The sequence below is a fragment of the Inhella sp. genome, from assembly GCF_041912635.1.
Classification (GTDB): Bacteria; Pseudomonadota; Gammaproteobacteria; order Burkholderiales; family Burkholderiaceae_C; genus Inhella.
Genome location: NZ_JAYRMO010000008.1, coordinates 1 through 22,952 on the forward strand (window position 1 = coordinate 1; position 22,952 = coordinate 22,952).

25 protein-coding genes are annotated in these 22,952 nt (G+C 71.6%); 12 read left to right on the forward strand and 13 right to left on the reverse strand.

Translation table 11 applies throughout. The annotated features are described in order from the left end of the window. The first annotated feature begins 249 nt into the window (after positions 1-249). From ACE3QP_RS06225 to ACE3QP_RS06235, 3 genes are read left to right on the forward strand one after another with little or no spacing between them, the layout of a single operon-like run. Positions 250-1,269, forward strand: a complete 1,020-nt coding sequence (locus ACE3QP_RS06225) for a bifunctional nicotinamide-nucleotide adenylyltransferase/Nudix hydroxylase (protein WP_374434478.1) — start codon at positions 250-252, stop codon at positions 1,267-1,269. Then, complete coding sequence (gene pnuC / locus ACE3QP_RS06230) at positions 1,266-1,829, forward strand: nicotinamide riboside transporter PnuC (RefSeq protein WP_374434480.1); 564 nt, start codon at positions 1,266-1,268, stop codon at positions 1,827-1,829. The genes ACE3QP_RS06225 and pnuC overlap by 4 nt, the downstream gene beginning before the upstream one ends. Further along, positions 1,826-2,881, forward strand: a complete 1,056-nt coding sequence (locus ACE3QP_RS06235) for an AAA family ATPase (protein WP_374434482.1) — start codon at positions 1,826-1,828, stop codon at positions 2,879-2,881. The genes pnuC and ACE3QP_RS06235 overlap by 4 nt, the downstream gene beginning before the upstream one ends. A 13-nt stretch (positions 2,882-2,894) precedes the next feature. Here ACE3QP_RS06235 and ACE3QP_RS06240 read toward each other — a convergent pair whose 3' ends face one another. Further along, the gene (locus ACE3QP_RS06240; protein ID WP_374434484.1) at positions 2,895-3,242 is read right to left on the reverse strand and encodes a hypothetical protein; all 348 of its coding nucleotides are present in this window, start codon (positions 3,240-3,242) and stop codon (positions 2,895-2,897) included. A 160-nt stretch (positions 3,243-3,402) separates the two neighbouring features. Between ACE3QP_RS06240 and ACE3QP_RS06245 the strand changes: the two genes are divergently transcribed. Then, complete coding sequence (locus ACE3QP_RS06245) at positions 3,403-3,756, forward strand: ankyrin repeat domain-containing protein (RefSeq protein ID WP_374434486.1); 354 nt, start codon at positions 3,403-3,405, stop codon at positions 3,754-3,756. 3 nt (positions 3,757-3,759) lie between these two features. Here ACE3QP_RS06245 and ACE3QP_RS06250 read toward each other — a convergent pair whose 3' ends face one another. The 3 genes from ACE3QP_RS06250 to senB are packed head-to-tail and all read right to left on the reverse strand — an operon-like array spanning position 3,760 to position 6,158. Further along, a complete protein-coding gene (locus ACE3QP_RS06250) occupies positions 3,760-4,083 on the reverse strand; it encodes a hypothetical protein (RefSeq protein WP_374434487.1) in 324 nt (107 codons plus the stop codon). Between the two features lie 33 nt (positions 4,084-4,116). Continuing rightward, positions 4,117-5,157, reverse strand: a complete 1,041-nt coding sequence (gene selD / locus ACE3QP_RS06255; RefSeq protein WP_374434489.1) for a selenide, water dikinase SelD — start codon at positions 5,155-5,157, stop codon at positions 4,117-4,119. 26 nt (positions 5,158-5,183) lie between these two features. Then, on the reverse strand, positions 5,184-6,158 hold the full coding sequence (senB, locus tag ACE3QP_RS06260; protein WP_374434491.1) for a selenoneine biosynthesis selenosugar synthase SenB: 975 nt from the start codon (positions 6,156-6,158) through the stop codon (positions 5,184-5,186). A gap of 41 nt (positions 6,159-6,199) precedes the next feature. On the opposite strand from senB, the gene ACE3QP_RS06265 reads away from it, so the two are divergent. Next, positions 6,200-6,808 (forward strand): trans-aconitate 2-methyltransferase, encoded by a 609-nt coding sequence (locus ACE3QP_RS06265; protein ID WP_374434493.1) that lies wholly within the window; start codon positions 6,200-6,202, stop codon positions 6,806-6,808. A gap of 12 nt (positions 6,809-6,820) precedes the next feature. Next, positions 6,821-8,416: an energy transducer TonB gene (locus tag ACE3QP_RS06270; protein WP_374434495.1), complete on the forward strand. Its 1,596-nt coding sequence runs from the start codon at positions 6,821-6,823 to the stop codon at positions 8,414-8,416. Positions 8,417-8,439: 23 nt separating this feature from the next. Here the strand turns inward: ACE3QP_RS06270 and ACE3QP_RS06275 are convergent, their stop codons facing one another. From ACE3QP_RS06275 to ACE3QP_RS06285, 3 genes are all read right to left on the reverse strand, one after another. Next, the gene (locus ACE3QP_RS06275) at positions 8,440-9,126 is read right to left on the reverse strand and encodes a Bax inhibitor-1 family protein (protein WP_374434497.1); all 687 of its coding nucleotides are present in this window, start codon (positions 9,124-9,126) and stop codon (positions 8,440-8,442) included. Positions 9,127-9,162: 36 nt separating this feature from the next. Then, positions 9,163-9,912 (reverse strand): TerC family protein, encoded by a 750-nt coding sequence (locus ACE3QP_RS06280; protein WP_374434499.1) that lies wholly within the window; start codon positions 9,910-9,912, stop codon positions 9,163-9,165. Between the two features lie 78 nt (positions 9,913-9,990). Beyond that, a complete protein-coding gene (locus tag ACE3QP_RS06285) occupies positions 9,991-10,332 on the reverse strand; it encodes a hypothetical protein (protein WP_374434500.1) in 342 nt (113 codons plus the stop codon). An 87-nt stretch (positions 10,333-10,419) separates the two neighbouring features. On the opposite strand from ACE3QP_RS06285, the gene ACE3QP_RS06290 reads away from it, so the two are divergent. The 5 genes from ACE3QP_RS06290 (at position 10,420) to ACE3QP_RS06310 (ending at position 14,492) form a co-directional block, all read left to right on the forward strand. Beyond that, complete coding sequence (locus ACE3QP_RS06290; RefSeq protein WP_374434502.1) at positions 10,420-11,244, forward strand: phosphonate ABC transporter ATP-binding protein; 825 nt, start codon at positions 10,420-10,422, stop codon at positions 11,242-11,244. Positions 11,245-11,258: 14 nt separating this feature from the next. Then, positions 11,259-12,080, forward strand: coding sequence for a PhnE/PtxC family ABC transporter permease (locus ACE3QP_RS06295; protein ID WP_374434503.1), 822 nt, complete (start codon positions 11,259-11,261; stop codon positions 12,078-12,080). After that, positions 12,077-12,826: a phosphonate ABC transporter, permease protein PhnE gene (phnE, locus tag ACE3QP_RS06300; protein WP_374434505.1), complete on the forward strand. Its 750-nt coding sequence runs from the start codon at positions 12,077-12,079 to the stop codon at positions 12,824-12,826. Before ACE3QP_RS06295 ends, phnE begins: the two co-directional genes overlap by 4 nt. A gap of 13 nt (positions 12,827-12,839) precedes the next feature. Beyond that, entirely contained in the window at positions 12,840-13,664 is an 825-nt protein-coding gene (locus ACE3QP_RS06305; protein WP_374434507.1) for a MipA/OmpV family protein, read from the forward strand. Positions 13,665-13,736: 72 nt separating this feature from the next. After that, positions 13,737-14,492: an MgtC/SapB family protein gene (locus ACE3QP_RS06310; protein ID WP_374434509.1), complete on the forward strand. Its 756-nt coding sequence runs from the start codon at positions 13,737-13,739 to the stop codon at positions 14,490-14,492. A 24-nt stretch (positions 14,493-14,516) separates the two neighbouring features. On the opposite strand, the gene ACE3QP_RS06315 is transcribed toward ACE3QP_RS06310, so the two are convergent. From ACE3QP_RS06315 to ACE3QP_RS06335, 5 genes are all read right to left on the reverse strand, one after another. After that, the gene (locus ACE3QP_RS06315) at positions 14,517-15,296 is read right to left on the reverse strand and encodes a hypothetical protein (RefSeq protein WP_374434510.1); all 780 of its coding nucleotides are present in this window, start codon (positions 15,294-15,296) and stop codon (positions 14,517-14,519) included. A 62-nt stretch (positions 15,297-15,358) separates the two neighbouring features. Further along, entirely contained in the window at positions 15,359-15,748 is a 390-nt protein-coding gene (locus ACE3QP_RS06320) for a hypothetical protein (protein ID WP_374434511.1), read from the reverse strand. A gap of 174 nt (positions 15,749-15,922) precedes the next feature. Then, the gene (gene infA / locus ACE3QP_RS06325) at positions 15,923-16,153 is read right to left on the reverse strand and encodes a translation initiation factor IF-1 (RefSeq protein ID WP_374434512.1); all 231 of its coding nucleotides are present in this window, start codon (positions 16,151-16,153) and stop codon (positions 15,923-15,925) included. Positions 16,154-16,238: 85 nt separating this feature from the next. After that, complete coding sequence (locus ACE3QP_RS06330; protein WP_198113467.1) at positions 16,239-16,451, reverse strand: cold-shock protein; 213 nt, start codon at positions 16,449-16,451, stop codon at positions 16,239-16,241. 205 nt (positions 16,452-16,656) lie between these two features. Beyond that, on the reverse strand, positions 16,657-17,256 hold the full coding sequence (locus ACE3QP_RS06335) for a DUF2242 domain-containing protein (RefSeq protein WP_374434514.1): 600 nt from the start codon (positions 17,254-17,256) through the stop codon (positions 16,657-16,659). A 72-nt stretch (positions 17,257-17,328) separates the two neighbouring features. On the opposite strand from ACE3QP_RS06335, the gene ACE3QP_RS06340 reads away from it, so the two are divergent. After that, a complete protein-coding gene (locus ACE3QP_RS06340; RefSeq protein WP_374434515.1) occupies positions 17,329-20,949 on the forward strand; it encodes an EAL domain-containing protein in 3,621 nt (1,206 codons plus the stop codon). Here ACE3QP_RS06340 and ACE3QP_RS06345 read toward each other — a convergent pair. Further along, positions 20,942-22,936, reverse strand: coding sequence for a PAS domain S-box protein (locus tag ACE3QP_RS06345; RefSeq protein ID WP_374434516.1), 1,995 nt, complete (start codon positions 22,934-22,936; stop codon positions 20,942-20,944). The two genes, ACE3QP_RS06340 and ACE3QP_RS06345, sit on opposite strands and share 8 nt — an antisense overlap. Positions 22,937-22,952 lie beyond the last annotated feature (16 nt).

Sequence of the window (22,952 nt, forward strand, 5' to 3'; positions counted from 1 at the left end):
CGCTGCCCGGGACGACCGGTACCCCGGGCGCCTTCGCCGTCCTGCCCGTCGGAGTCAGATGAGGGCTCGTGTCAGTGTGAGCCCAAGTACCGCCATCACAGTTCGCCCCTAGGGCGACTGTGCGCATTGAGCGCCTTTCTTTGCCCCGCGTTTCTTTGGCGCAGCAAAGAAATGCGGGTCGGGGTGCAGGGGTTGAGGACCCCTGCGGGCTCTGTCGAAATCGAACATCCTCTCGAAAGCAGAACGACCATGAACACTGCCGTCCTCATCGGCCGCTTCCAACCCCTCCACAACGGCCACCTCGCCCTGCTGCAGCAAGCCCTGCAAAAGGCCGAGCGCGTCATCGTGGTGCTGGGCTCGTCCCACCAGGCCCGCTCGCCGCGCCACCCCTTCAGCTGGCAGGAGCGCGCCGAGATGGTGAAGCTCGCGCTGCCCGAGGCCGAGCGCGCGCGGCTGGACTTTCTGCCGCTGCGAGATCTGTACGACGAGACCCGCTGGGTCGAGGCCGTGCGCGCTGGCGTCCAGGCGGCCACTGGAAAGAGCGAGGCAATCCTGGTTGGTCACTTCAAGGACGCCACCAGCGACTACCTGCGCCGCTTCGCGCCCTGGCAGCTGCTGAGCCTGCCGCGCCAGCACCGTGTCGATGCGACCGATCTGCGCGCCGCGCTGTTCGAAACCGACGACCTGGACGCCACGCTGGCCAGCTGGGTGGACCAGGTGCCGCCCAGCACCCGCGCCTTCGTGCAGGCCTGGGCGCGCCTGCCCTACCTGGCCGCGCTGAAGCGCGAATGGGCCATGCTCAAGACCTACCGCCAGGCGTGGGCGGCGGCGCCCTATGCGCCGGTGTTCGTCACCGTGGACGCGGTGCTGCGCTGCGCCGGCCATGTGCTGCTGATCCAGCGCGGGCAAGACCCCGGCCAAGGCCTGTGGGCGCTGCCGGGCGGCTTTCTGGAGCCGCGCGACACGCTTTACCAATCGGCGCTGCGCGAGCTGGAGGAAGAGACCAGCCTGCGCCTGCTGCCCGACACCCTGGCGCGTGCGCTCAAGGAAGTGGCGGTGTTCGACCACCCCGACCGCAGCCAGCGCGGCCGCACCGTCAGCCACACGCATTACTTCGATCTGGGTGAGCGCGAACTGCCCGAGCTGCGCGCCGCCGACGACGCCAGCGCGGCGCGCTGGGTGCCGATCGCCGAGCTGGCCGGCATGGAAGAGCAGTTCTTCGACGACCACTTCCACATGCTGGACCGCTTCCTGGGATTGACGCGGTGAACCTGCCTGGCTCGCTGGAGCTGGCCGCCAACGCGGTGACCGCCCTGTCCATCCTGCTGGCCGCGCGCAACCACCTGGCCACCTGGCCCCTCGGCATCCTGGGCTGCCTGTTGTTCGGCTGGCAGTTCTGGCAGGCCCAGCTGTATGCCGACGCCACGCTGCAGCTCTTCTTCATCGCCACTAGCGCCTGGGGCTGGTGGCATTGGCAGGGGGGCCGGCAGCCGGCGCGCGCCGTCTCGCATGCCAGCGGGCGCGCGGTGCTGGCGGGTGTGCTGCTGGCGGTGGCCGTGTGTGTGGGCTATGGCGGTCTACTGCAGGCGCTGACGGACGCCTGGATGCCCTTTGTGGACGCCGCGGTGCTCGGGCTTTCGGTGGTGGCGCAGTGGTTGCTGATGCAGCGCAAGCTCGCCACCTGGGGCTTCTGGTTGGCGGTGAACACGCTGTCGGTGCCGTTGTTCGCCTCGCGCGGCTTGACGCTGACGGCCGTGCTCTACGCCGCCTTCTGGGTGAACGCGCTGTACGGCTACTGGCACTGGCGGCGCCAGCTGCCGCCCGCATGAGCACTGGCATGCGTTTCGGCCTGGGCCTGGTGGTGGGCAAGTTCTCGCCCCTGCACCGGGGGCACGAGGCCCTGGTAGCTACTGCCGCCGCACAGTGCGAGCGCCTGCTGATCCTGAGCTACAGCCAGCCCGAACTGCCCGGCTGCGAGGCGGCCCGGCGCCGCCGCTGGCTGGCGGCGCGCTTTCCGGAGCACGAGTGCTGGGTGTTCGATGCCGCCACGCTGGCGGCCCGCTGCGCGGAACGTGGCCTCCCGCCCCGCCGCCTGCCGCACAACTGGGAGTCCGACGCGGTGCAGCAGGACTTCCTGGCTTGGCTGCTGCGCGAGCTGCTGCAGCGCCAGCCCGATGCCCTGTTCGCGAACGAGGCCTACGCCCAGCCCTGCGCGGCGCGCCTGGCGCAGGCCTTCGGCCGGCCGGTGCAGGCGGTGGTGCCGGACCGCTGGCGGCGCGGCCTGCCCACCAGCGGCACGGCGCTGCGGGCCCGCCCGCAGCGCGAGTTCATGGCGCCCGAGGTCTGGGCCGACTGCCTGCCGCGCATCGCGCTGGTGGGCGGGGAGTCCAGCGGCAAGAGCACGCTCGCGCCGCTGCTGGCCGAGCGCTTGGGCGCGGCCTGGGTGCCGGAGTTCGGGCGTCATTGGTGGGAGGTGCGCGGCGGCACGCTGGACGCCGGCGACCTGCTGCACATCGCCCGCGAACAGCGCCGTCTGGAAGACGAGGCGGCCCGCCAGGGGCCGGTGGCGTTGGTGTGCGACACCGCGCCGCTGACTACGCTCGGCTACAGCCTCTGGCTGGGCCTGCCGGCGGCGCCGGAGCTGATCGAGCGCGCCCGCCAGCCCTATGCCGCCTGGTTGCTGTGCCGCGGCGACTTTCCCTTCGCCCAGGACGGCACGCGGCGCGATGCGCGCTTTCGTGCACAGCAGGAGGCCTGGTACCGCCAGATGCTGGCGGGGCAGCCGGTCATCGAACTCAGCGGTGCGGTGGCGCAGCGCCTGCGCCAAGCCGAAGGGGGCCTGAAACGGCTTGGGCTGCTGCGCACCCGAGCGTGCGCCTGAGGGCTCCGCGGCCTTAAGGCTGGATGGCCTTCTCCATGCGCTTCTCGCGCAGCGCTGCCGCCTCGGCGGGGTCGTTCAGCTGACGCAGCACGCTGCTGGCCGGCACCTGGGGCAGCGGCGTGGCGGGCACCACGTTCAGCTGGCCGCCCAGGGGTTCGGACCGCTTGCCCTTCGGGCAGGGCTCGGTGCTGTAGAGCAGCTGGCCATCGGCGCCGCTGCATTTGTGAACTTGGCTGGCGTCCTTGCCGAGCAGGCTCGGTAGTTTCGGTGCCTGCGGCAGGCGCAGCGGCGACCAACCCGCCGGGCCGATGCCCACCGGCAGTGCCATGCCGCCCATCACCAGCAGCGCCAGCGCACCCACAAGCGAATCCTCATCGTGTTCTTCCTCCCCGCCCGGTTGTCCGGGCGGCGGCATTGTGGGCACGCCGTGGCACCGCGCCGGCGGCGCGACGCCTCCTGATCTTTGGGGCCCTGGCCCAGCGCACGGCACACTGGCGCCCCGCGAACCTGGAGCCCGGCCCATGCCCGACGGCGGCAACTGGAAAGAGATGTTCGGCGCCGCCGAGGACGGCGATCTGGAACTGCTGCGCTACCACCTGGAGCGCGGGGTGGACCCGAACTTCGCGCACCCGGAGTACCTGGCCACGGCCCTGGTGGCGGCCATCCTGAAGGGGCAGCTGGAGGCGGCCGATCTGCTGCTGGCGTTTGGCGCTCGGCCCGATCTGCACTCCGAGGCCGATGGCTTGAACCCGACCCAGGCGGCCTGGCAGGGTGGGCATGAGGTGCTTGCATTGCGGCTGGACCCGGCGCGGCGCTGGGCGCGGCCCGCGCCCGCAGCCCGGTCGCGCTGGCGCCGCCTGTTCGGTCGGGGCTGAGGCTCAGTCGCTGCTGCTGCTACTGCTGCTGTCGCTGCTACCGCCGCTGTCGCAGCTGCCGCCGCCGTCCGAGCTGTTGTCCGAACCGCCGTCGGAGCCCCCGTCGCCACAGCGCGGGCGGCTGTCGTCGATGTCGCTGCCAAAGGCAAAGGCGCTGCCGCTGCTTGCCGCAGAGTAGGAGGGCACGCTGTCGGTGTCATCGCGCGGGCTGGGGGCGCGGCCGCGCAGGCGATCGGCACGCGACGTCGGTGCAGCCGTGCGCCGGGCCCGGCACCACAGCCAAAGGCCGCCACCGATCAGCAGGATCACGATCAGCCACTTCAGCATGGCGTTCTCCAGGGGCGCAGCACCCGCAGTCGTTCAGGCACGCAGCCTCAGGCCGCGGCCCTCGATGATGCGCCCGATCACCGCGGCCTGCGCGAAGCCCTGGGCGGCAAAGCAGGTCTGTACTGCGGGCAGGGCCGCGGCGCTGCAGCTCACCAGCAGGCCGCCGCTGGTTTGCGGGTCGCTCAACAGGGCGCGGTCCACGGGGTCGAAACCGGCGGGCAGCTCCACCTCGGCGCCATAGGCGGCCCAGTTGCGCCCGCTGGCGCCGGTGACGAAGCCGCGCGCGGCCAGCTCGCGCACGCCCGGCAGCAGGGGCACGGCGGGCCAGTCGATCTCCACGCCCAGGCCCGCGCCGCGGGCCAGTTCCAGCGCGTGGCCGGCCAGGCCAAAGCCGGTGACATCGGTGAGCGCGTGCACGCCGTCGATGGCCGCGAGTTCCGGCCCCGGCGTGTTGAGCTTGGTCGTCGCGCCGATCATCTCGGCGTAGCCGGCGGCGTCCAGCTGGTCCTTCTTCAGCGCCGCCGAGTACACGCCCACGCCCAGGGGCTTGCCCAGCACCAGCAGGTCGCCGGCCTGCGCATCGGCATTGCGCTTGACGCGGCTCGGGTGCACCAGGCCCAGCGCCACCAGGCCGTAAATGGGCTCGACCGAATCGATGGTGTGCCCGCCCGCGATCGGGATGCCGGCGGCGCGACACACCGAGGCGCCGCCTTCGAGGATGCGGCCGATCGTCTGCGTGGAGAGCTGGGCGATCGGCATGCCGACGATGGCCAGCGCCAGGATGGGCCGGCCCCCCATGGCGTAGACATCGCTGATGGCATTGGTGGCGGCGATGCGGCCGAAGTCGAAGGGGTCGTCGACGATGGGCATGAAGAAGTCCGTCGTCGCGATCAGGGCCTGCTCGTCGTTCAGTTTGTAGACGGCGGCGTCGTCGGCGGTCTCGATGCCGACCAGCAGCTCGGGCGGCACCGGCAGGGCGGTGCTGCCCTTCAGGATCTCGCTCAGCAGGCCGGGGGCGATCTTGCAGCCGCAGCCACCGCCGTGGCTGAGGGAGGTGAGGCGGGGTTCGGTCACGGGCTCTCCTTGAACAGGGCCGCAGTTTAGGAAGCCGGCCCGCGTGCCGCGCCCGCCAGCAGCTGTGCCACCAGGGCCTGCAGGGCGGCGCGCTCGCGCGCGGGCTCGAAGTCGGCGGCAAGCGCCTGCACCTGCGGCGCCAGGCGGTCGAGGATCTGCGGCTGCTGGCGCAGCTGCCGCAGCTGCGCGGCCAGCGCGGGGGCATCGCCGGGCTCGAACAGCAGCGGCCAGTCGCTGCCCAGCAGGCCGAGGTTGCCGTCCACGCGCGAGGCCAGCACCGGCGTGCCCGAGCGCAGCGCCTCGATCAGCACATGGGCGCCGCCCTCCATGCGGCTGGGGTGCACGAGCAGGTTGGCGCGCGCGATGCGCGCCCGTGCCTCGCCATGCGGGCGCGCGCCCAGCCAGCGGTAGTGTGGGGCTTCGCGCATCAGCGCCTGGGCGGCGCGGCCCAGCGCCGGGTCCAAGGCGGCGCCCAAGTGGTCGATGTGGATGCCGGCATGCGGGTCCAGGCGGCGCACGGCCTCGAACAGGGTGGCGGGGTCCTTCTCGGCGCGCAGATGGCCGACCACCACGGCGCGCAGATGCCGCCGGGGCCGTGGCCCGCCAGCGCGTGCCGCGCAGCTTTGCAGGATCACCCGGGCCTTGGCCCGCCAGGCCAGCGGCAGGGCCTGCGGCGCCAGCCGGTTCAGCAGCACCAGGGCATCCGCGCGCGCCAGGCTGGCCAAGGTGTCGGCGTCGCCGGCAGCGAGGTCGCGGTAGAGGTCGGTGCCGGTCAGCACCAGCAGCAGCGGCTGCTGCGCCGGCCAAGCGGCGATGCTGGCGGTCGAGCGGCGCGCGTGTAGGGCGATCAGCAGCGCGCCGGCCGGGTCGCCCGGGCGCCACTGCGTGCGCAGGTCCACGCGGTGCTCCGGCGCCAGCAGGCGCGCATAGCGCTCGGCCGTCTGGGCATTGCCGTTGTGCACATCGGCCGGTGCGGGGGTGACGAGGGTCAGCTTGGGCATGATGCGGGCCTCGGCAGTGTCGCCTCCTCCCGCCCCCCGCCATGCAATCTCCGCACAGCGTGCAATTCTTTGATCAGCAGTTCGGCCGCCAGGTGCAGGCGCAGGACTTCGCGCTCAACCCCTTCGAGCAACTCGCCTTGCCGTATCTGCGTGGACCGGTGTTGGATTACGGCTGCGGCCTGGGCAATCTGGCGCTTGTGCTGGCCCGCCAGGGCCATGTGGTGGAGGCTCTGGACGCCAGCCCGCAGGCCATCGCTCATCTGCAGCACTGCGCGACGCAGGAGGGCCTGGCCCTGCACTCCCGGCAGGTCGACCTGCGCGAACACCAGCCGGCCGGACCCTATGCAGGCATTGCCTGCATCGGGCTGCTGATGTTCTTTGACTGCCCCTGCGCGCAGCGCCAGCTGCAGCGCCTGGTGGATGCCCTGGCGCCTGGCGGGGTGCTGGCCGTCAATGTGCTGGTGCAGGGCACCACCTACATGGACATGTTTGGCGGCGAAGACCATTGCCTGTTCGCACCGGGTGAATTGGCCGCGCGCCTGGGTGGCCTGGAGCTGCTGGCGCAGCAGGCTCACCGCTTCGACGCACCCGGCGGCACGCTCAAATGCTTTGAGACGGTGCTGGCAAGGCGCGCTCCCGGCCGCGCCTGAGGGCGACCCGCATTGCCTGCTGCTGCCGCCCCCTTCTTCGGCCCGCTGCCCCCGCCAGCGCCGCGCGGCCATGCCTGGCCGCGCGCGGATCAGCGGCGCCTGAGTCTGGCGCTGCTGGTGTCGCTGGGGGTGCATGTGCTGCTGGCCAGCCTGAGCCTGGGCGGTCTGGGCCCGGGGCTGCCCGGCTTCCAGCTGCCCTGGCAGGAGCGGCGCGTGGAGGTGCCGGAGCTGGAGCTCGTGCTGCCGCCACACGCCCCGGTGCCCACCACGCCGGCACCCGGGGCGCCGTTGCCGCCCGCGGCTGCTGAGCCCATGCCGCTGGTCCTGCCGGAGCCGGCGGCGCCAGCGGCCGAGGCCTTCGAGGTCAGCGTGCCGCGCACCGCCGCGGTGCCGCAGGTCGAGCCCAAGCCCGAGCCCGCCCCCGCGCAGCCGACGCCGGCACCACCCGCACCCGCCCAGCCCGCGGAGGAGCCGGTGGAACCCGCCGCGCAAGCCGCTGAACCGGAGCCGACCCTGGGCGTGCTGACGGTGGAGCGCGCCGAAGCGCCGCGCCGGCCGCGCGTGCTGCCGCTGGCCAGGCTGACGCCCCTGCCGCTGCAGGCCCTGCGCCCAGCGGCAGCGCTGGCCTGGCGGGAGCCCGCGCTGCCGATTGAAGACGCCGAGCACGTGGCGCAGGCCGCCCAGGCCGCGGCCCGCCAGGAGGCCGAGCGGGCGCAAGCGCTGCGCCGCGAAGCCGAGCGGCGCGAGGCCCAGCGCGTGGCGGCGGCCGAGGCGGCGCGGCAGGACGCGCTGCGCCAGGAAGCTGCCCGACTCGAAGCGGCGCGTGTGGAAGCGGCGCGCGTGGAAGCGGCTCGGGCCGAGGCCGCCCGCCTGGAGGCCGAGCGCCAGGCCGCAGCGCGGGCAGAAGCTCAGCGTCGGGAAACGGCCCGCCTGGAGGCGGCGCGGGCCGAAGCCGCGCGCGTGGAGGCGGCTCGTCTGGAGGCCGAGCGCCAGGCTGCGGCTCGGGCAGACGCCCAGCGCCAGGAGGCCGCGCGTGCCGAAGCGGCGCGTCTCGAAGCGGCACGTCTCGAAGCGGCACGTCAGGACGCCGCTCGTCTGGAGGCCGCCCGCGTCGAGGCCGCGCGCCGGCAGGCCGTGCTGGACGAGGAAGAACGCCGCGAGGCGGCGCGCCGGGCGATGGGGCGGCAGCTGGACGAGGAAGCGGCGCGGCGCGATGCCGCGCGCGCGGCCGACACGCGGCCCTCCGCGTGGAGCAGCCTTCGCCGCGGCCGGCTGTTCGGCCGCAGCGATCCGAACGCCGAGCTGGTGGCCTACGCCGAGGCCTGGGCGCGCCGCATCCAGCTCAACACCTCATTGGAGCGCCTGCGCCCGCTGCTGCAGCAACCGCATGGCCAGGCGCTGGTGACGGTGGCGATCCGGCGCGATGGCACGGTGGAGGCGGTGAACTTCATCACCTCCAGCGGCCTGCCCGCGCTCGACGAGGAGATTCGACGCATCGTGCAGGCCCAGGCGCCGTACCCGGCCTTTTCGCCGCTGCTGGCGCAGGAGTTCGACGTGGTCGAGATCCGGCGCAGCTGGCTGTTCGACAGCGCCATCCGCCTGCATTAGGCGGACGGCGCCGAACGCAGTGCTTACTCGTTGCTGCTGGTCAAGCCCAGCAGGGCGAGCAGGTTGCTGAACACGTTGTAGATGCTCAGGTAGACGCCCAGGGTGGCGCTGATGTAGTTGGTCTCCAGGCCGTCCTGCACGCGCTTGAGGTCATGCAGGATGAAGGCCGAGAAGATGCCGATGGCGGCCACCGACAGGGCGATCATCAGCGCGCTGGACTGCAGGAAGATGTTGGCGATGCCGGCCACCAGCAACATGATGGCGCCGACGAACAGCCACTTGCCCAGGCTGCTCAGGTCGCGCTTGATGATGCTGGACAGCGTGGCCATGCCGAAGAAGATCAGGCCGGTGCCGGCAAACGCCGTCATGATCAATCCGGCGCCGTTCGCCAGCCCCAGCACTGCGCCCACCAGGCGCGAGAGCATCAGGCCCATGAAGAAGGTGAAGGCCAGCAGGATGGGCACGCCGGCAGCCGAGTTCTTGCTGCGCTCGATGGCGAACATGAAGCCGAAGGCGCCGCCCAGGAACAGCAGCGCGCCCATGCCCGGGCCCATGCCCTTGAGCAGGCCGGTGGCCACGCCCAGCCAGGCACCGGCCACCGTGGGGATCATCGACAGCGCCAGCAGCGCATAGGTGTTGCGCAGCACGCGATTGCGTTCCTGGGTGGACAGGACGGTGCCGCCGTAAGCGTTCATAAAAGTCTGGTTCATGGCAGTACTCCTTTGGAAAGGCAATGTGGGGGCGATTTATTCGCCCGCAAGAGCCCGGCGCTTGCCCCGGGCCCGGATGTTGAGAGCCTCGACCGCCAGCGAAAACGCCATGGCCGAGTAGATGTAGCCCTTGGGAATGGCGGCGTCGAAGGCCTCGGCGGTGAGCGCCGTGCCGACCATGACCAGGAAGGCCAGGGCCAGCACCTTGACGGAGGGGTGGCGGTCGACGAACTCGCCGATCGGCTTGGCCGCCACCAGCATCACGCCCACCGAGGCCACCACCGCCGCCACCATCACGCCGATGCGATCGACCATGCCGACCGCGGTGATCACCGAGTCGAGCGAGAACACGATGTCAATGATGGCAATCTGCGCGATCACGCTCAGGAACAGCTTGCGCCCGGCGGCCTTGACGGCGGCCGGATCGGCGGCCGGCGGGCCGTGCTGCTCGCGCGCCTCCACCTCCACGAAGATCTCGTGCGAGGCCTTCCAGAGCAGGAACAGCCCGCCCAGCAGCAGCACCAGATCCCGCCCGCTGATGCCCTGGCCGAAGGCCTGGAACAGGTCCGCGGTCAGGCCCATGACCCAGCTGAGCGAGAACAGCAGGGCCAGGCGCGAGAGCATGGCGAAGCCCAGGCCCAGGCGCCGCGCCTGGTCGCGTTGCTCGGGCGGCAGGCGGCCGACGAGGATGGAGATGAAGATGATGTTGTCGACGCCGAGAACGATTTCCAGCGCCGTCAGCATCGCGAAGGCGATCCAGAGGTTGGGGTCGAGCAGAAATTCCATGGGGCTTGGCGGGCGGCCGTGCAGGGCCGCGGGGAGCGGGTCAGGGCGCCGCGCAGGGTGCGCGGCGTGCGAAAACGCTCAGGCCCGGGGTGGGCGCTCGATGCCGGAGCCGGGTGCTTCGGCCGGCCAGGGAGCCGGCGGGCGCACCGGCGCCTCCATGCCGCGCTCGGCCGTGGGCAGGCGGGTGCTGCCGGGCAGGGCGCTGGCGGGTTCGCTCAGGGCCTCGGCGGCTGCGCCGCCCTCGCTGCCGGCCGGCCAGGCCGGGTCGGCCGGGTTGGCCTCTGCGGGCGCGCCGGCCAGGGTGTGAAGCTCGCTCCAGGCGGCCGGCTCCGGCGCTGCGGCTGCTGCGGCCGCGCGCACGCCACCGGGCACCAACAGGGCCAGGGCGAGCAGGGCTGCCAGCAAGAGTCGCAGGGTCATGGGGCCGAAGTCTAGGGCCTGTCCCTATGGGGCGGGCGGCGCGTGGAAATCGGCTCCAATGCGCGCCTTGCCCTTCGCCCGCACCCGATGCAGATTGAACTGAGCGCTGTCCATGCCCGCCACCCGGCCCTGCGGCCGGAGGCGCCGGACACCCTGCGCGGGCTGGACCTGCGCATCGGGGCCGGCGAGGCGGTGGCCCTGATCGGCCCGTCCGGCGCGGGCAAGACCAGCTTGCTGCAGCTGATGGGCGCCGCACTGCCGCCGCGCCAGGGCCGGCTGCTGCTGGACGGCCAGGACCCCTGGCGCAGCGGCTCGGCTGGCCTGCGCGCGCTGCGCCGGCAGCTGCTGCTGGCGCCACAGACGCCGCCGCTGCCGCCGCGCCAGCGTGTCGTCACCGCCGTGCTGGCGGCGCGCCTGCCGCAGTGGTCGCTGGCGCGCAGCCTGATGTCGCTGGTGCGACCGCAGGAGCCCGAGCGCGCGCGCGCGGCACTGGAGGCCCTGGGCCTGGGCGACAAGCTGTGGGAGCGGGTGGACCGCCTGAGCGGTGGCGAGCGCCAGCGCGTGGGCCTGGCGCGTGCGCTGGTGGGCGAGGCGCGGCTGTGGTTGGTGGACGAACCGCTGTCCGCCCTGGATCCGACGCGTGCCGCCGAGGCGCTGGAGCTGCTGCTGCGCACGGCGCGCGCGCGCGGCGTCACCCTGGTGGCCAGCCTGCACCATGTGGAGCTGGCGCTGCGCAGCTTCCCGCGGGTCATCGGCCTGCGCGAGGGCGAGCTGATGTTCGACCGGCCGGCAGCCGAGGTCAGCCCGGCACTGCTGAGCGCGCTCTATGCCCAGCACGAGAGCGAGCTGCAGCAGCCGCTGGCCAGCCCCGAGCCACCGGTCGTGGCCCCGGTGCCGCTGACCTGCCGCTGATCGGCTGCAGAACCATGGCCGACCCCCGCCTGCACGACCCCGCCTGGCACGGCCGCCTGTTCTGGGCCCTGGCCGCGCTGCTGCTGGCTTGGCCGCTGCTGCGGGCCACCGAGTTCCGCCCCGCCGCGCTGTTCGATGCGCAGGCATTGCAGGTCAGCGGCCACTTCCTCGCCAGCTTCGTGCCGCCGCGCCTGGATGCCGAGTTCCTGCGCCAGCTCGCGCAAGACAGCTGGCGCACCGTGGCCATGGCCACGGCGGGGCTGACCTTGGGCTTCGTCATCGCCGTGCCGCTGGCGCTGGGCGCGGTGGCCAGCCTGTCCGTCAGCGGCCTGAGCGGGCGCATGGCGCGCGTCCCGGCGCTGCTGCGCCAGGGGGTGCGCGCCGTGGCCATCGTGCTGCGCTCGGTGCCCGAGCTCGTGTGGGCCCTGGTGTTCGTGCGCGTGGTGGGCCTGGGGCCCACGGCCGGCGTGCTGGCGATCGCGCTGACCTACGGCGGCATGCTCGGCAAGGTCTATGCGGACATCCTGGAAAGCGGCGACGCCGCGCCCGCCCAGGCCCTGCTGCGCAACGGCGCCGGCCGCCTGCAGGCCTTCTTCTACGCGCTGCTGCCGGCCCAGGCGGCCGAGCTGGCCAGCTACACCGTGTACCGCTGGGAATGCGCCATCCGCAGCTCGGTGGTGCTGGGCTTCGTGGGCGCCGGCGGCCTGGGCCAGGCCATGGACGGCAGCATGAAGATGTTCAACGGCGGCGAGGTGGCCAGCATGCTGCTCGTCTTCATGCTGCTGGTGGCGCTGGCGGACCGCCTGAGCCGCTGGCTGCGCGAGGCCCTGGCATGAAGCTGCGCGCCCTGCTGCTCGGCTTGGTGGTGCTGATCGTCGCCAGCTTCTGGAGCCTGGACCTGCAATGGGCGGCCTTCTTCAGCGGGGCCGCGCTGGCCAGCATGGGGCGCTTCGTGGCCGAATTCTGGCCACCCGATGTCAGCCCGGCCTTTCTGGCCAAGCTGCTGCCGGCCGCCTGGGAGACCCTGGCCATGAGCGCCCTGGGCACCCTGCTGGCCGCCGGCCTGGGCCTGCTGATCGCGCTGCCGGCCGCCAGCGGCGGCCTGGGCCGCCCGGGGGCACGCGCGCTGCTGAATGCGCTGCGCGCCATCCCCGAGCTGGTGTGGGCTTCGCTGCTGATCATCCTGGCCGGCCTGGGGCCCTTTGCCGGCACCCTGGCGCTGGCCGTGCACACCGCCGGCGTGCTGGGCCGCCTGTTTGCCGATGCGCTGGAAAACGCCCCGCCGCTGGCGGCCACCACCTTGCGCCAGCAGGGCGCCGGCGCGGTGCAGGTGTTCGCCTACGCCACCCTGCCCACGGTGCTGCCGCAGCTGCTCTCCTACACCCTGTACCGCTGGGAGAACAACATCCGCGCCGCCGCCGTGCTGGGCGTGGTGGGGGCTGGCGGCCTGGGTCAGATGCTGGCCTTCCACATGGGCCTGTTCCACATGAACAAGACCGCCAGCGTGCTGGCCGCCATGCTCTTGCTGGTGGCGCTGGTGGATGGACTCAGTGTCTGGACGCGCCGCGCCCTGACACGTTGACAAGGAACCCACGATGCGACGAATTGCCTTGAGCGCGCTGGCCCTGGCCAGCTTCCCGGTCTGGGCCGAGGGCGACGCCCCGGCCGCGCCTCCGCCGCGCTGGGAGCTCGGCGCCTTCGCGCTGGGCGTGAGCCAGCAGGCCTACCCGGGGGCGGACCAGCAGGTGCAGCGCACGCTGGTGCTGCCCTACCTGCTGTACCGCGGCCCGCTGCTGCGTTCGGACGGCGAGACCACCGGCCTGCGCGCGCTGCGCACCGCGCAGTTCGAATTCGATGTCGGCTTTGCCGGCTCCTTCGGCAGCAGCGCCGAGGACGTGGACGCGCGCCGCGGCATGCCGCGCCTGGGCACCCTGGTGGAGCTGGGCCCGCGCCTGAAGTGGAACCTCGGGCCGGCGCCGGCCCAGGGGCGCTGGCAGGCGCTGATGCCGCTGCGCGCGGTGTTCGACCTGAGCGACGGCATGGCCCGGCGCGGCTGGGCCTTCGAGCCCGAGCTCATCTACGCCCGCCGCAGCGCCGGCGGCTGGCGCTATTCGCTGGGCATCGGCGCCATCGCGGCCGACCGGCGCCTGGCCGACACCTTCTACGGCGTGCGGCCCACCCAGGCCCTGCCCGAACGCCCCGCCTACGCCGCGCGTGCCGGCCTGGTGGCTTGGCGCCTGTCCAGCGGCTTCAGCCGGCCGCTGGGGCCGGACTGGCGCCTGTTCGGCTTCGCCCGGCTGGACAGCGTGGCCGGCGCCGCCAACCGCAGCAGCCCGCTGGTGCGGCAGACCCTGGGCTGGAGCGCCGGCCTGGGGCTTTCCTACACCTTTGCACGCAGCAGCGAGCCGGGCGTGGATTGAGCGCCACGCGCTGGCCCCACGGGTGTCTGACTGCGGCACGATAGGGCTGCCGCACCCCACCAAGAGGCCGCCATGCCCACCCTGGAAGCCCTGCGCAGTTATTGGAGCCCGAACGAGGTCTGGGTCAATCTGCTGCTGTTCGCCAACATCCTGGGCGCGCTGCTGCTGGGCCTGGTGGCGGGCTATGAACGCACGTACCACGGGCGGGCGGCGGGCATGCGCACCTACGGCCTGGTCTGCATGGCCAGCTGCGCGCTGACGATCTTTTCCGGCTACCCCCAGCACTGGTTCGGCGGCGCCCACGCGGCCTGGTTCGGCACCCATTTCGCGCCGGACCCGACGCGGGTGGTGCAGGGCATCGTCACCGGCATCGGCTTCCTGGGCGCCGGCATGATCATGAAGGACGGGCTGTCCATCAGCGGCCTGACCTCGGCGGCCTCGCTCTGGGCCAGCTCGGCCATCGGCATCCTGGTGGGCGTGGGCTTCTATGCCGCGGCCATCCTGCTCACCGGCCTGTCGGCCTCGCTCATGATGTGGGCCGCCCGCATCGAGCGCCTGCTGCCCGCGCGCCCGGCGATTTCGCTGACGCTGACCTACAAACCCGGCGTGCAACCCAGCCGCGAGGCCCTTGACCGCACCGCGCGCGACCGCGGCTACCAGGTCGCCGGCGGCTCATTCAGCGTGCGCTACAGCGAGGGGCGGCACATCTGGCGCTTCGTCGCCATCGAGGTCGATCGCCGCAAGGCCTTGCCCATCACCGGGCTGGCGGGTGATCTTTCCAAGCTCGAAGGCATCGACGCCTTTGAGATCGGGCACGCGAGGAATTGAGGCTCCCGTGCAAGCTGCACCGGCTCAGTGGCAGCTGGGCAGCGTGCGCGGCCCGCGCGCGGTTTCACAGAGTGTGCGCCAGAAGCGGCGCAGCCACGCGGTATGGCGCTGCTGGAAGGCGGGGCTGGCCGGGGCGAAGAAGTAGACCGGCGCAAACATCGGCTGCAAGGGCACCAGGGCCGGCGGCTCGGCCAGGGTCTGGGGATTGAAGCTGACCGTAGGTAGCACGGCCACATCCACCTGACCACGGCGCAGTTTGGCGATGCTGCCCTGGTGGCTGAGCGCCAGATCGAGTTGCCAGCCGGCCGCGCGGGCCATGGGTTCTTCCACGCCGCCGCCCACGATGCCCACGCGCAACCCCTGCGGACTGAGGCGCTGACCGTCCCAGTGGACGGTCTGGCGGCGGTCTTCACGCACATACAGCGCCAGCTGCGATTCGCCCAGTGCCAGCCGGGTGTCCAGCAAGCCGTCCTCACGCAGCGGGAAGGCCAGCTGGGCGGCGCGCTCCGGGGTGTGCGCCAGGAAGAGGGTCAACTGGTTGACGTCAGCTGCGGTGTCGGAGATCAGGCGGCGCTGCGGCACTCGCACCAGCTCGGCGTCGCAATCGAGCCGCGCCAGCGCCTCACGGGTCCAGCGCACGAACTCGCCCGGGGGGTCGGGGAAGCGCGGCCCTTCGCCGTTCAGCATGGGCGGCAGCGGTTTGTCCAGAAAGGCGATGCGCAGCGGGCTCGGGCAATCGGCCTGCGCCCCCAGGGTGCAGCAAGCAAGCAGCAGGCAGGCCAAGGCGCGCATCGTGGCGCCCATTCTCCGTACTCCGCTGGGGTCTTGGATGCGTGGGCCTCAAGCCCGAGCGGAAGCGAGGGTCATCAATCGTGACCTTTGCCGCGGCCCTTGCCATGTCCCTTGCCAGGGTGGTGGTCATGAGCGGGCTCGGCGACCATCACATGCTCGCGGTACCAACCCTCTTGCACGAAGTAGACCGGCACGCCACAGGCCTGGTAGCGATGGCAATGCTTGCGCCAGTTCTTCTGGTGGCCCGGCGGCACCCACAGATAGACCGGCTGCACAGCCACGCGCGGGGCGTGGATGACGATGGGCTGAGGCTGCACCAGCACTGGCTGCGGGAAGCGGCCGATGTCGATACGGCCGTACACGCCGGGCTGCGACACCGAGATCGAAACGCCGACGTCGGCCGCCTGGCTGGGGCCGGCGAATCCGGCCAGACCGAGCAGCAGGGCAAGGGAAAAGCGCTTCATGCGGAACTCCGGAGAGGGGCCATGACCAGGGCACAACGCCGGTGCGGCACCCTGGGTTGGCCGAATTTACAAAGCCTTGCCGCTTGCGTCAGCGGGCGATGCGCCAAAAAAGCAAAAGGGCCGGCTTGGCACCGGCCCTTCGTGGAGCGAGCGTGACGCGGGGGCCGGGCTCGCTCAGCTGCGCTTTTCCAGGTGGCGGAAGGTGATGCGGCCCTTGCCCATGTCGTAGGGGCTCATTTCCAGGGCCACGCTGTCGCCCGCCAGGATGCGGATGTGGTGCTTGCGCATCTTGCCGCTGGTGTAGGCGATCAGCTGGTGGCCGTTTTCCAGGGTCACGCGGTAACGCGAGTCCGGCAGGATTTCGTCCACCTTGCCGCGCATTTCGATCAATTCTTCTTTCGCCATCGCGTGCTCCTTGCAGTGTCGGAATAGGAAAAAACGAAAAAGCCGGGGGCGCTTGCGCGCACCCCGGCTGCGGCCCGACAGCTATTTACAGCGGGCGGATATTGGCGGCTTGCGGGCCCTTCTGGCCGGGGACGACGTCGAATTCAACGCGCTGATTTTCCTGCAGGGACTTGAAGCCCTTGCCGGTGATGGCGCTGAAGTGGGCGAACAGATCTTGACCGCCGTTGTCCGGGGTGATGAAGCCGAAGCCCTTGCCGTCGTTGAACCACTTGACGGTGCCGGTTTGCGAGGTGCTCATGGAATTTCCTTTGCGAGGGGGTGAATAAAAAAGTGGTGGGACTCTCAAGTCACACCGCGCTGCACTGCCCCAACACACAGAAACCCAAAACCCGAGACGGCACCCGGTGTCCGGGCCCGTCACGACCCCAGAACTCGAGGTCTAGAGCGGCAAAGCGGTGCGCATTGTCATCGAAATGCAGCGGTCTCGACGAACTTGCGTGCAACTATTTGCTCGGCGGGTCGAGGCTTTGTGCCGGAGTGCCGGCTTGGCGCTCATCCGCCTGGCTCTTCACCATGCGGTGCACGAGACCGAAGAAGCGGTCGTAGAAGCTGCCGGCGGGGATGGTTTCGCTCGCCACCTTGACGAGCGAGTCCTCGGTGGCGCCCACCGGCACCGAGATCGAACCCAGGGCGCTCACCCCGATCGAGGCGGCGTTGGGGTTCTTCTTGAGCACGTACTTGTCCTGCTGGGCGCTCACGAACAGGGTGGCGGTGCGCTCGCCCTCGCGCGCGCACACGATGTGGAAGCTGATCTCGACATGCACCTCGCCCTCGGGCTGGAAGCGCTTGGCACCCTGCACCAGGCCGGCATCGGCACGGCTGATGACATAGCCCTGGCTGAGCAGGGCGCGGCGCGCGCCCTCGCAGGCTTCCTCGGGCGGGGCGTCGAACAGGCGCGAATGCTTCTCGTCGGCCTGGAAGGTCTCCCGGGTGTAGACGGGGTCGGGCCGGCCGCCCACGCGGGGGAGCTGCGTGCTGGTGCAGGCGGACAGGCAGGCCGCCAGTAGCAGGCCCGGGAAGAGGTGGGCGGGGCGCAACAACACGATTCGGGGGGCAGAAGAGAAGGCTGGCGCACTGTAAGGGAGGCCCGGCGCAGCCCGTAGGATGAGCCGGTGATGCACCCCAGCCACCGCACCGAAGCCCTCGAAAGCTTGCCCGCCGTGGGCCTGCTGGCCCTGCTGCTGCTGGTGGCGCTGGTGCTGCCGGCCAGTGAAACCAGCCGCGGCCTGGCCCAGTACGCGCCGCTGCACACCGTGCTGGAGGTGTTCTCCATCACCGTCTCGGGCCTGGTGTTTGCCATCGGCTGGGCCACCACACGCCATGTGCGCTCGCTCACCGTGGCCACGCTGGGCTGTCTGTACCTGGGTGTTGCCTTGCTGGACTTGGGGCACACCCTGTCCTACCAGGGCATGCCGGACTTCATCACCGCCTCCGGCTCGGAGAAGGCCATCAACTTCTGGTTGGCGGCGCGCAGCCTGGCGGTGGGCGGCCTGCTGCTGGCCGCGTTCTCGCGCTGGCAACTCGGCGACACCCCGCGCCGCTATCCCTTGCTGCTGGGCGTGCTGCTGCTGGTGCTGCTGGTGCATCTGGTGGTGCTGTTCCAACCGCAGCTGCTGCCGCGCACCTTTGTGGAGGGGCAGGGCCTGACGGGCTTCAAGCGCGCGTACGAGTACGCGCTGATCGTGCTCTGCCTGCTGGCTGCGGGGGTGCTGCTGCGGCGCTTGCGCGCGCCGCGGCGCTTCAACGCCAGTGCCCTGCTGGCGGCCGCGCTCATCATGGCGATGAGCGAGTTCTTCTTCACGCTCTACGGCAACGTCACCGACGTCTACAACCTGCTCGGCCACGTCTACAAGGTGGTCGCCTACGGCTTCCTGTACTGGGCGCTGTTCATTGATACGGTGCACCAGCCCTACCAGGCGCTGGCTTCCTCCGAGCACCAGCTGAGCGCCACCCTGGCCGCGCTGCCGGATCTGTTGTTCGAGATGGACACGAACGGGCGCTACTTGGCGGTGCATACGCCGCAGCACGCCGGCCTGGCGGCGCCGGCCGAGACCCTGGTGGGCCGCTCGGTGCAGGAGGTGATGCCGCCCGAGTCTGCGCAGATCTGCCTGGAGGCGCTGCGTGTGGCCGCCCTCAACGGCCATGCGCAGGGCCAGCGCATCAGCCTGCCCCTGCCGGGTGGCCTGCGGCACTTCGAGCTCTCGGTGGCGCGCAAGGAAGGCGAGCCGGGGCGCGAGCCCGTGCTGCTGGCGCTGTCACGCGACGTCACCACCCTGGCCGATCAGCAACTGGCGCTGGAGCAGGAGTCGCGCCTGAACCAGATCCTGCTTGGCCTGCCGGCACTGGCCGACGGCCTGAGCGAGGAAGACTTCCTGCGCCATGCGCTGCCGCTGGTGCAGCACCTGAATGACAGCGCCTGGGTCTGCCTGCGCGTCTACGAGGCCGGGCAGAACGTAGCGCGCCTGGACCTGCGCAGCGATGCCGCGCCGCCCGACTGGGAGGCGCTGGCCTGGACGGCGCAGCAGACGCGTCAGCTGCAGCACAGCGCGCCCTCGCGCCCGCCGCTGCTGGCCCTGCCGGCGCTGGAGCAGGGCCAGGTGCGCCTGCTGCTGGGCGTGGGCCGCACCCAGGCGGCCTACGGGCCGCGCGACCTGGAAGGCCTGCGCCTGCTGGCCGAATCCCTCTGGCGCCTGGCGGCGCGGCGCCGCCAGGAGCTGCGCATGCGCCAGCAGCAGCAGGAGCTGGATTACTTCTTCAACGCCAACCGCGACCTGTTCGCCATCTGGGACCGCCAGGGCCAGCTGCAGCGCGTCAACGGGGCCCTGGCGCAGCTGCTGGGGCTGCGCGCCGGCGAGCTGCAAGGGCACAGCCTGCAGGCCCATGTGCACCCCGAGGACCGCGCAGCCACCGAGGCGGTGCTGCACACGCTGGGGCAGGACGGCGAGGCCGACTTCGAGCACCGCTGCCTGGCCCCGGACGGCAGCGCGCACCCGGTGGAGTGGCGGGTGCGCGTGCTGGACGATTTGGTCTATGCCTCCGGGCGCGACGTCGGTGAGCGGCGCGCGCAGGACGCGGCCATCCGCACCCTGTCCACTGCCCTTACGCAGAGCCCCTACGCGGTGGTGGTGACCGATGCGCAGGGCGCGATCGAGTACGCCAACCCGGCCTTCGAGGCCATGACGGGGTACAGCGAGGCCGAGGTGATGGGCAGCAACCCGCGCCTGCTCAAATCGGGCCGCACCCCCGCCAGCACCTACCGGGAGATGTGGGACCGCCTGCATGCCGGCGAGCCCTGGCGCGGCGAGTTCATCAACCGCCGCAAGGATGGCAGCGAGTACACCGAGGAGGCGCTGATCTACCCGGTGCGCGAACCCAGCGGGCGGGTCGTGAACTACCTGGCGCACAAGGAGGACGTGAGCGCCAAGCGCGCCGCGGCCGAACGCATCCAGCAGCTTTCGCACTTTGACCAGCTCACCGGCCTGCCCAACCCCGCGCTGTTCGCCCAGCGCGCGCAGGCCCTGCTCACGCCGGGGCACGAGCCGGTCACGCTGATCTGGCTGGATTTGGACAACTTCAAGGCCATCAACGACTCGCTCGGCCACACCGTGGGAGACCTGCTGCTGCGTGAAACCGCGCACCGGCTGAACGGGCAGCTGCGCGAGCACGAACTGCTGGCGCGTCAGTCGGGCGACGCCTTCACGCTGCTGCTGCCCGGATGCAATGCCGATGCGGCGGCGGCGCATGCGCGGCAATTGCTGGCGGCGCTGGAGCCGCCGGTGCCGCTGCAGGACCAGGAGCTGGTGATCGGGGCCTCAATGGGCCTGGCGCAGTACCCGCAGGACGGCCAGACCCTCGAAGCCCTGCTGATGTGTGCCGAGACGGCGATGTACCGCGTCAAGCAGGAAGGGCGCAACGGCTTCCGCTTCTTCGACCCCGGCATGCAGGAGCACAGCGCGCGCGCGCTCGCGCTGTCGGCCTCACTGCGGCATGCGCTGGCGCGCAAGGAGCTGACGCTGGTCTACCAGCCGCAGCAGGATCTGCACAGCGGCGGTCTGTACGGCGCCGAGGCCCTGCTGCGCTGGCACAGCGCGCAGTGGGGCCCGGTGTCGCCGGCCGAGTTCATCCCGCTGGCGGAAAGCAGCGGGCTGATCGTGCCGATCGGCGACTGGGTGCTGCGCACCGTGGTGCAGCAGCTCGCGCAGTGGGACGCCGAGGGCCTGCCGCCGCTGCGCGTGGCGGTGAATCTGTCGGCCGTGCAGTTCGCGCAGCCGCATCTGGCGCACTCGGTGCAGAAGCTGTTGCACGAATCCGGCCTGGGGCCCCGCCGCATCGAGCTGGAGCTGACCGAGGCCGTGGCCCTGCGCGACCCCGAGGCCGCCCGGCGCACCATGGAGGCGCTCAGCCAGGCCGGCATGCGCCTGGCCATCGACGACTTCGGCACCGGCTATTCGTCGATGAGCTACCTCAAGCGCTTTGCGGTGGACCTGCTGAAGATCGACCGCAGCTTCGTGCGCGAGCTGCACAGCAACCCGGACGACCAGGCGATTGCCACCGCCATCATCCAGATGGCGCGCAGCCTCGGGCTGCACACGCTGGCCGAGGGTGTGGAAACCGAGGCGCAGCGCGAGTTCCTGAGCGCGCGCGGCTGCGACGCCATCCAGGGCTATCTGTACGCCCGCCCGCTGTCCGCCGCCGCCTTCGCCGACTTCGTGCGCGCGCAACCCAAGCTCAGCTGAGCAGCTGCGCCAGCTTGGCCAGCAGCTCGGCCTTGGTGAAGGGCTTGTCGAGTGCCGGGCACTCGGTCTGCTCCAGGAATTGCTGGGCGCCGGGGGAGAGCGTGTCGCCAGTGACGAAGAGCACGCGCCGCCGCAGCGCCGGGTACTGCTCGCCCAGCGCGCGCCACAGCGCCGCACCGTCCATGTCGGGCATGCGCAGGTCGGAGACCACGGCGTCGAAGGCCTGCTCGGCCAGGCGCTCCAGCGCCGAGCGGCCGCTGTGGGCCAAAGCCACCGAGTAGCCGGCAGCCTCCAGCATGGCACGCGCCAGCTCGGCGATCTCGGGTTCGTCGTCCACCACCAGCACGCGTGCGCGGGCAGCCGGCGGCACCGCGCTGGCCGGCTCCAGATTTGGCGCCACCACCTCGGCCTGGCCGGTCAGCGGCAGGCTCAGGCGGAAGGCCGCGCCCCCCAGCGGGCTGTGCGGTTCCAGCTGCAGCTCGCCGCCATGCTCGCGTGCCAGGGCGCGCGACACCGCCAGCCCCAGGCCGGTGCCCAGGCCCTCGCTCTTGGTGGTGAAGAAGGGTTCGAACAGGCGCGTGCGCGCGCTCTCCGGCACGCCCGGGCCGTTGTCGGCCACGCGCAGCCACACGCGCGGCGCGCGCCCCGGGCGCAAGGCCTCCAGCCCGGTCCCCACCTGAACGCGCCGCGGGCCTTCCTGCTGGCTGAGCGCCTGCTGGGCATTCACCATCAGGTTCAGCACCAGCTGGCCGATCTGATCGGCGTCCGCGAGCACGCGCGGCAGGTCTTCGGCCAGCAGCAGTTCCAGCTGCAGACCATGGCTGCGCCAGGTGTAGGACAGCAGATCGGCAGCAGCGCGTACCAGCTCGTTCAGCGACACGGCGGTGCGCGCCCCAGGGCGTGCGCGTGCCATGTTCAGAAAGGTCTTGACGATGCGGCCGCAGCGCTCGGCGGCGTCGCGGATGCGCTGTGCGTCCTGCTGCAGCTCGGGGTAGGCGCCGGTCTTTTCTTCCAGCAGGGTGGCGCGGCCCAGCACGATGGCCAGCGGGTTGTTCAGCTCATGCGCCACGCCGGCCAGCAGGCTGCCCATGGCGCTGAGCTTTTCGCTCTGGCGCAGCGCCTCGCGCTGGCGCTCGATCTCGCGCTCGGCCTCCTGGCGCGCCGAGAGGTCGACCATCGAGGCGGTGTAGTAGCTGCTGCCACCCACCTCGGTGCGCCACAGCACCATCTCGACCGGGAACTCGCGCCCGTCGGCGCGCAGCGCCGTCATCTCCATGCGCCGGCCCAGCAAGCGCGCGGGTTCGCCCGCGGCCAGGCGCGCCATGCCGGCGTGGTGAGCGGCGCGGTGCTGCGGCGGAATGATCACTTCCTCTACCGAATGGCCCAGCACCAGCGCGCGGCGCAGGCCGAACATGGCCTCGGCGGCGGGGTTGAACTCGACGATGCGGCCCTCGGCATCGGTGGAGACCAGGGCGGCCAGTGCGTGGTCCACGATGGCGGACTTCAGCGCCTCGGTGGTGCTGAGCGCGCGCGTGGTGGCGGCCAGCTCGGCGTCGCGCTGCTCCAGGTCGGTGACGTCGCGGCCGAAGGCCAGCGTGGCGTCGATCTCGCCGCCGCCGCTGGCGTAGGGGATCAGGTGCTGCTCGAAGTAACGCGTGTGCGCGCTGCCGTAGTCGATCCAGCCGCGCCAGCGCAGCGCCTCGCCGGCGAACACGCGCTCGGCCGCCGGCAGGTAGGTGCTGAAAACGGCCTCGCCCAGCACCGCACGGGCCGGCTGGTCCAGCACCTGCTCCAGGCGCAGGCCCATGGCGTCCAGGAAGGCCTGGTTGGCAAAGCGGTAGCGCAGGTCGCGGCCGACGATGGTGCAGCGCACTGGCAGCTGGTCCAGCAGGGCGTGCAGCAGGGCGGCATTCAGGCCCAGGTCACCCTGGCCGCGCACCAGCCGCGCGCCCAGGCTCTCGAAATCGCGGGGGCTGAGGGCACTCATGGGGCGCATTGGAACC

Excerpts from the sequence above, each read along its gene's own strand:
- ACE3QP_RS06225 (WP_374434478.1), top strand. The coding sequence starts at position 250 with ATGAACACTGCCGTCCTCATCGGCCGCTTCCAACCCCTCCACAACGGC.
- ACE3QP_RS06235 (WP_374434482.1), top strand. The coding sequence starts at position 1,826 with ATGAGCACTGGCATGCGTTTCGGCCTGGGCCTGGTGGTGGGCAAGTTC.
- ACE3QP_RS06245 (WP_374434486.1), top strand. The coding sequence starts at position 3,403 with ATGCCCGACGGCGGCAACTGGAAAGAGATGTTCGGCGCCGCCGAGGAC.
- ACE3QP_RS06250 (WP_374434487.1), bottom strand. The coding sequence starts at position 4,083 with ATGCTGAAGTGGCTGATCGTGATCCTGCTGATCGGTGGCGGCCTTTGG.
- senB (WP_374434491.1), bottom strand. The coding sequence starts at position 6,158 with ATGCCCAAGCTGACCCTCGTCACCCCCGCACCGGCCGATGTGCACAAC.
- ACE3QP_RS06265 (WP_374434493.1), top strand. The coding sequence starts at position 6,200 with ATGCAATCTCCGCACAGCGTGCAATTCTTTGATCAGCAGTTCGGCCGC.
- ACE3QP_RS06275 (WP_374434497.1), bottom strand. The coding sequence starts at position 9,126 with ATGAACCAGACTTTTATGAACGCTTACGGCGGCACCGTCCTGTCCACC.
- ACE3QP_RS06280 (WP_374434499.1), bottom strand. The coding sequence starts at position 9,912 with ATGGAATTTCTGCTCGACCCCAACCTCTGGATCGCCTTCGCGATGCTG.
- ACE3QP_RS06285 (WP_374434500.1), bottom strand. The coding sequence starts at position 10,332 with ATGACCCTGCGACTCTTGCTGGCAGCCCTGCTCGCCCTGGCCCTGTTG.
- ACE3QP_RS06290 (WP_374434502.1), top strand. The coding sequence starts at position 10,420 with ATGCAGATTGAACTGAGCGCTGTCCATGCCCGCCACCCGGCCCTGCGG.
- ACE3QP_RS06295 (WP_374434503.1), top strand. The coding sequence starts at position 11,259 with ATGGCCGACCCCCGCCTGCACGACCCCGCCTGGCACGGCCGCCTGTTC.
- phnE (WP_374434505.1), top strand. The coding sequence starts at position 12,077 with ATGAAGCTGCGCGCCCTGCTGCTCGGCTTGGTGGTGCTGATCGTCGCC.
- ACE3QP_RS06305 (WP_374434507.1), top strand. The coding sequence starts at position 12,840 with ATGCGACGAATTGCCTTGAGCGCGCTGGCCCTGGCCAGCTTCCCGGTC.
- ACE3QP_RS06310 (WP_374434509.1), top strand. The coding sequence starts at position 13,737 with ATGCCCACCCTGGAAGCCCTGCGCAGTTATTGGAGCCCGAACGAGGTC.
- ACE3QP_RS06315 (WP_374434510.1), bottom strand. The coding sequence starts at position 15,296 with ATGGGCGCCACGATGCGCGCCTTGGCCTGCCTGCTGCTTGCTTGCTGC.
- ACE3QP_RS06320 (WP_374434511.1), bottom strand. The coding sequence starts at position 15,748 with ATGAAGCGCTTTTCCCTTGCCCTGCTGCTCGGTCTGGCCGGATTCGCC.
- infA (WP_374434512.1), bottom strand. The coding sequence starts at position 16,153 with ATGGCGAAAGAAGAATTGATCGAAATGCGCGGCAAGGTGGACGAAATC.
- ACE3QP_RS06330 (WP_198113467.1), bottom strand. The coding sequence starts at position 16,451 with ATGAGCACCTCGCAAACCGGCACCGTCAAGTGGTTCAACGACGGCAAG.
- ACE3QP_RS06340 (WP_374434515.1), top strand. The coding sequence starts at position 17,329 with ATGCACCCCAGCCACCGCACCGAAGCCCTCGAAAGCTTGCCCGCCGTG.
- ACE3QP_RS06345 (WP_374434516.1), bottom strand. The coding sequence starts at position 22,936 with ATGAGTGCCCTCAGCCCCCGCGATTTCGAGAGCCTGGGCGCGCGGCTG.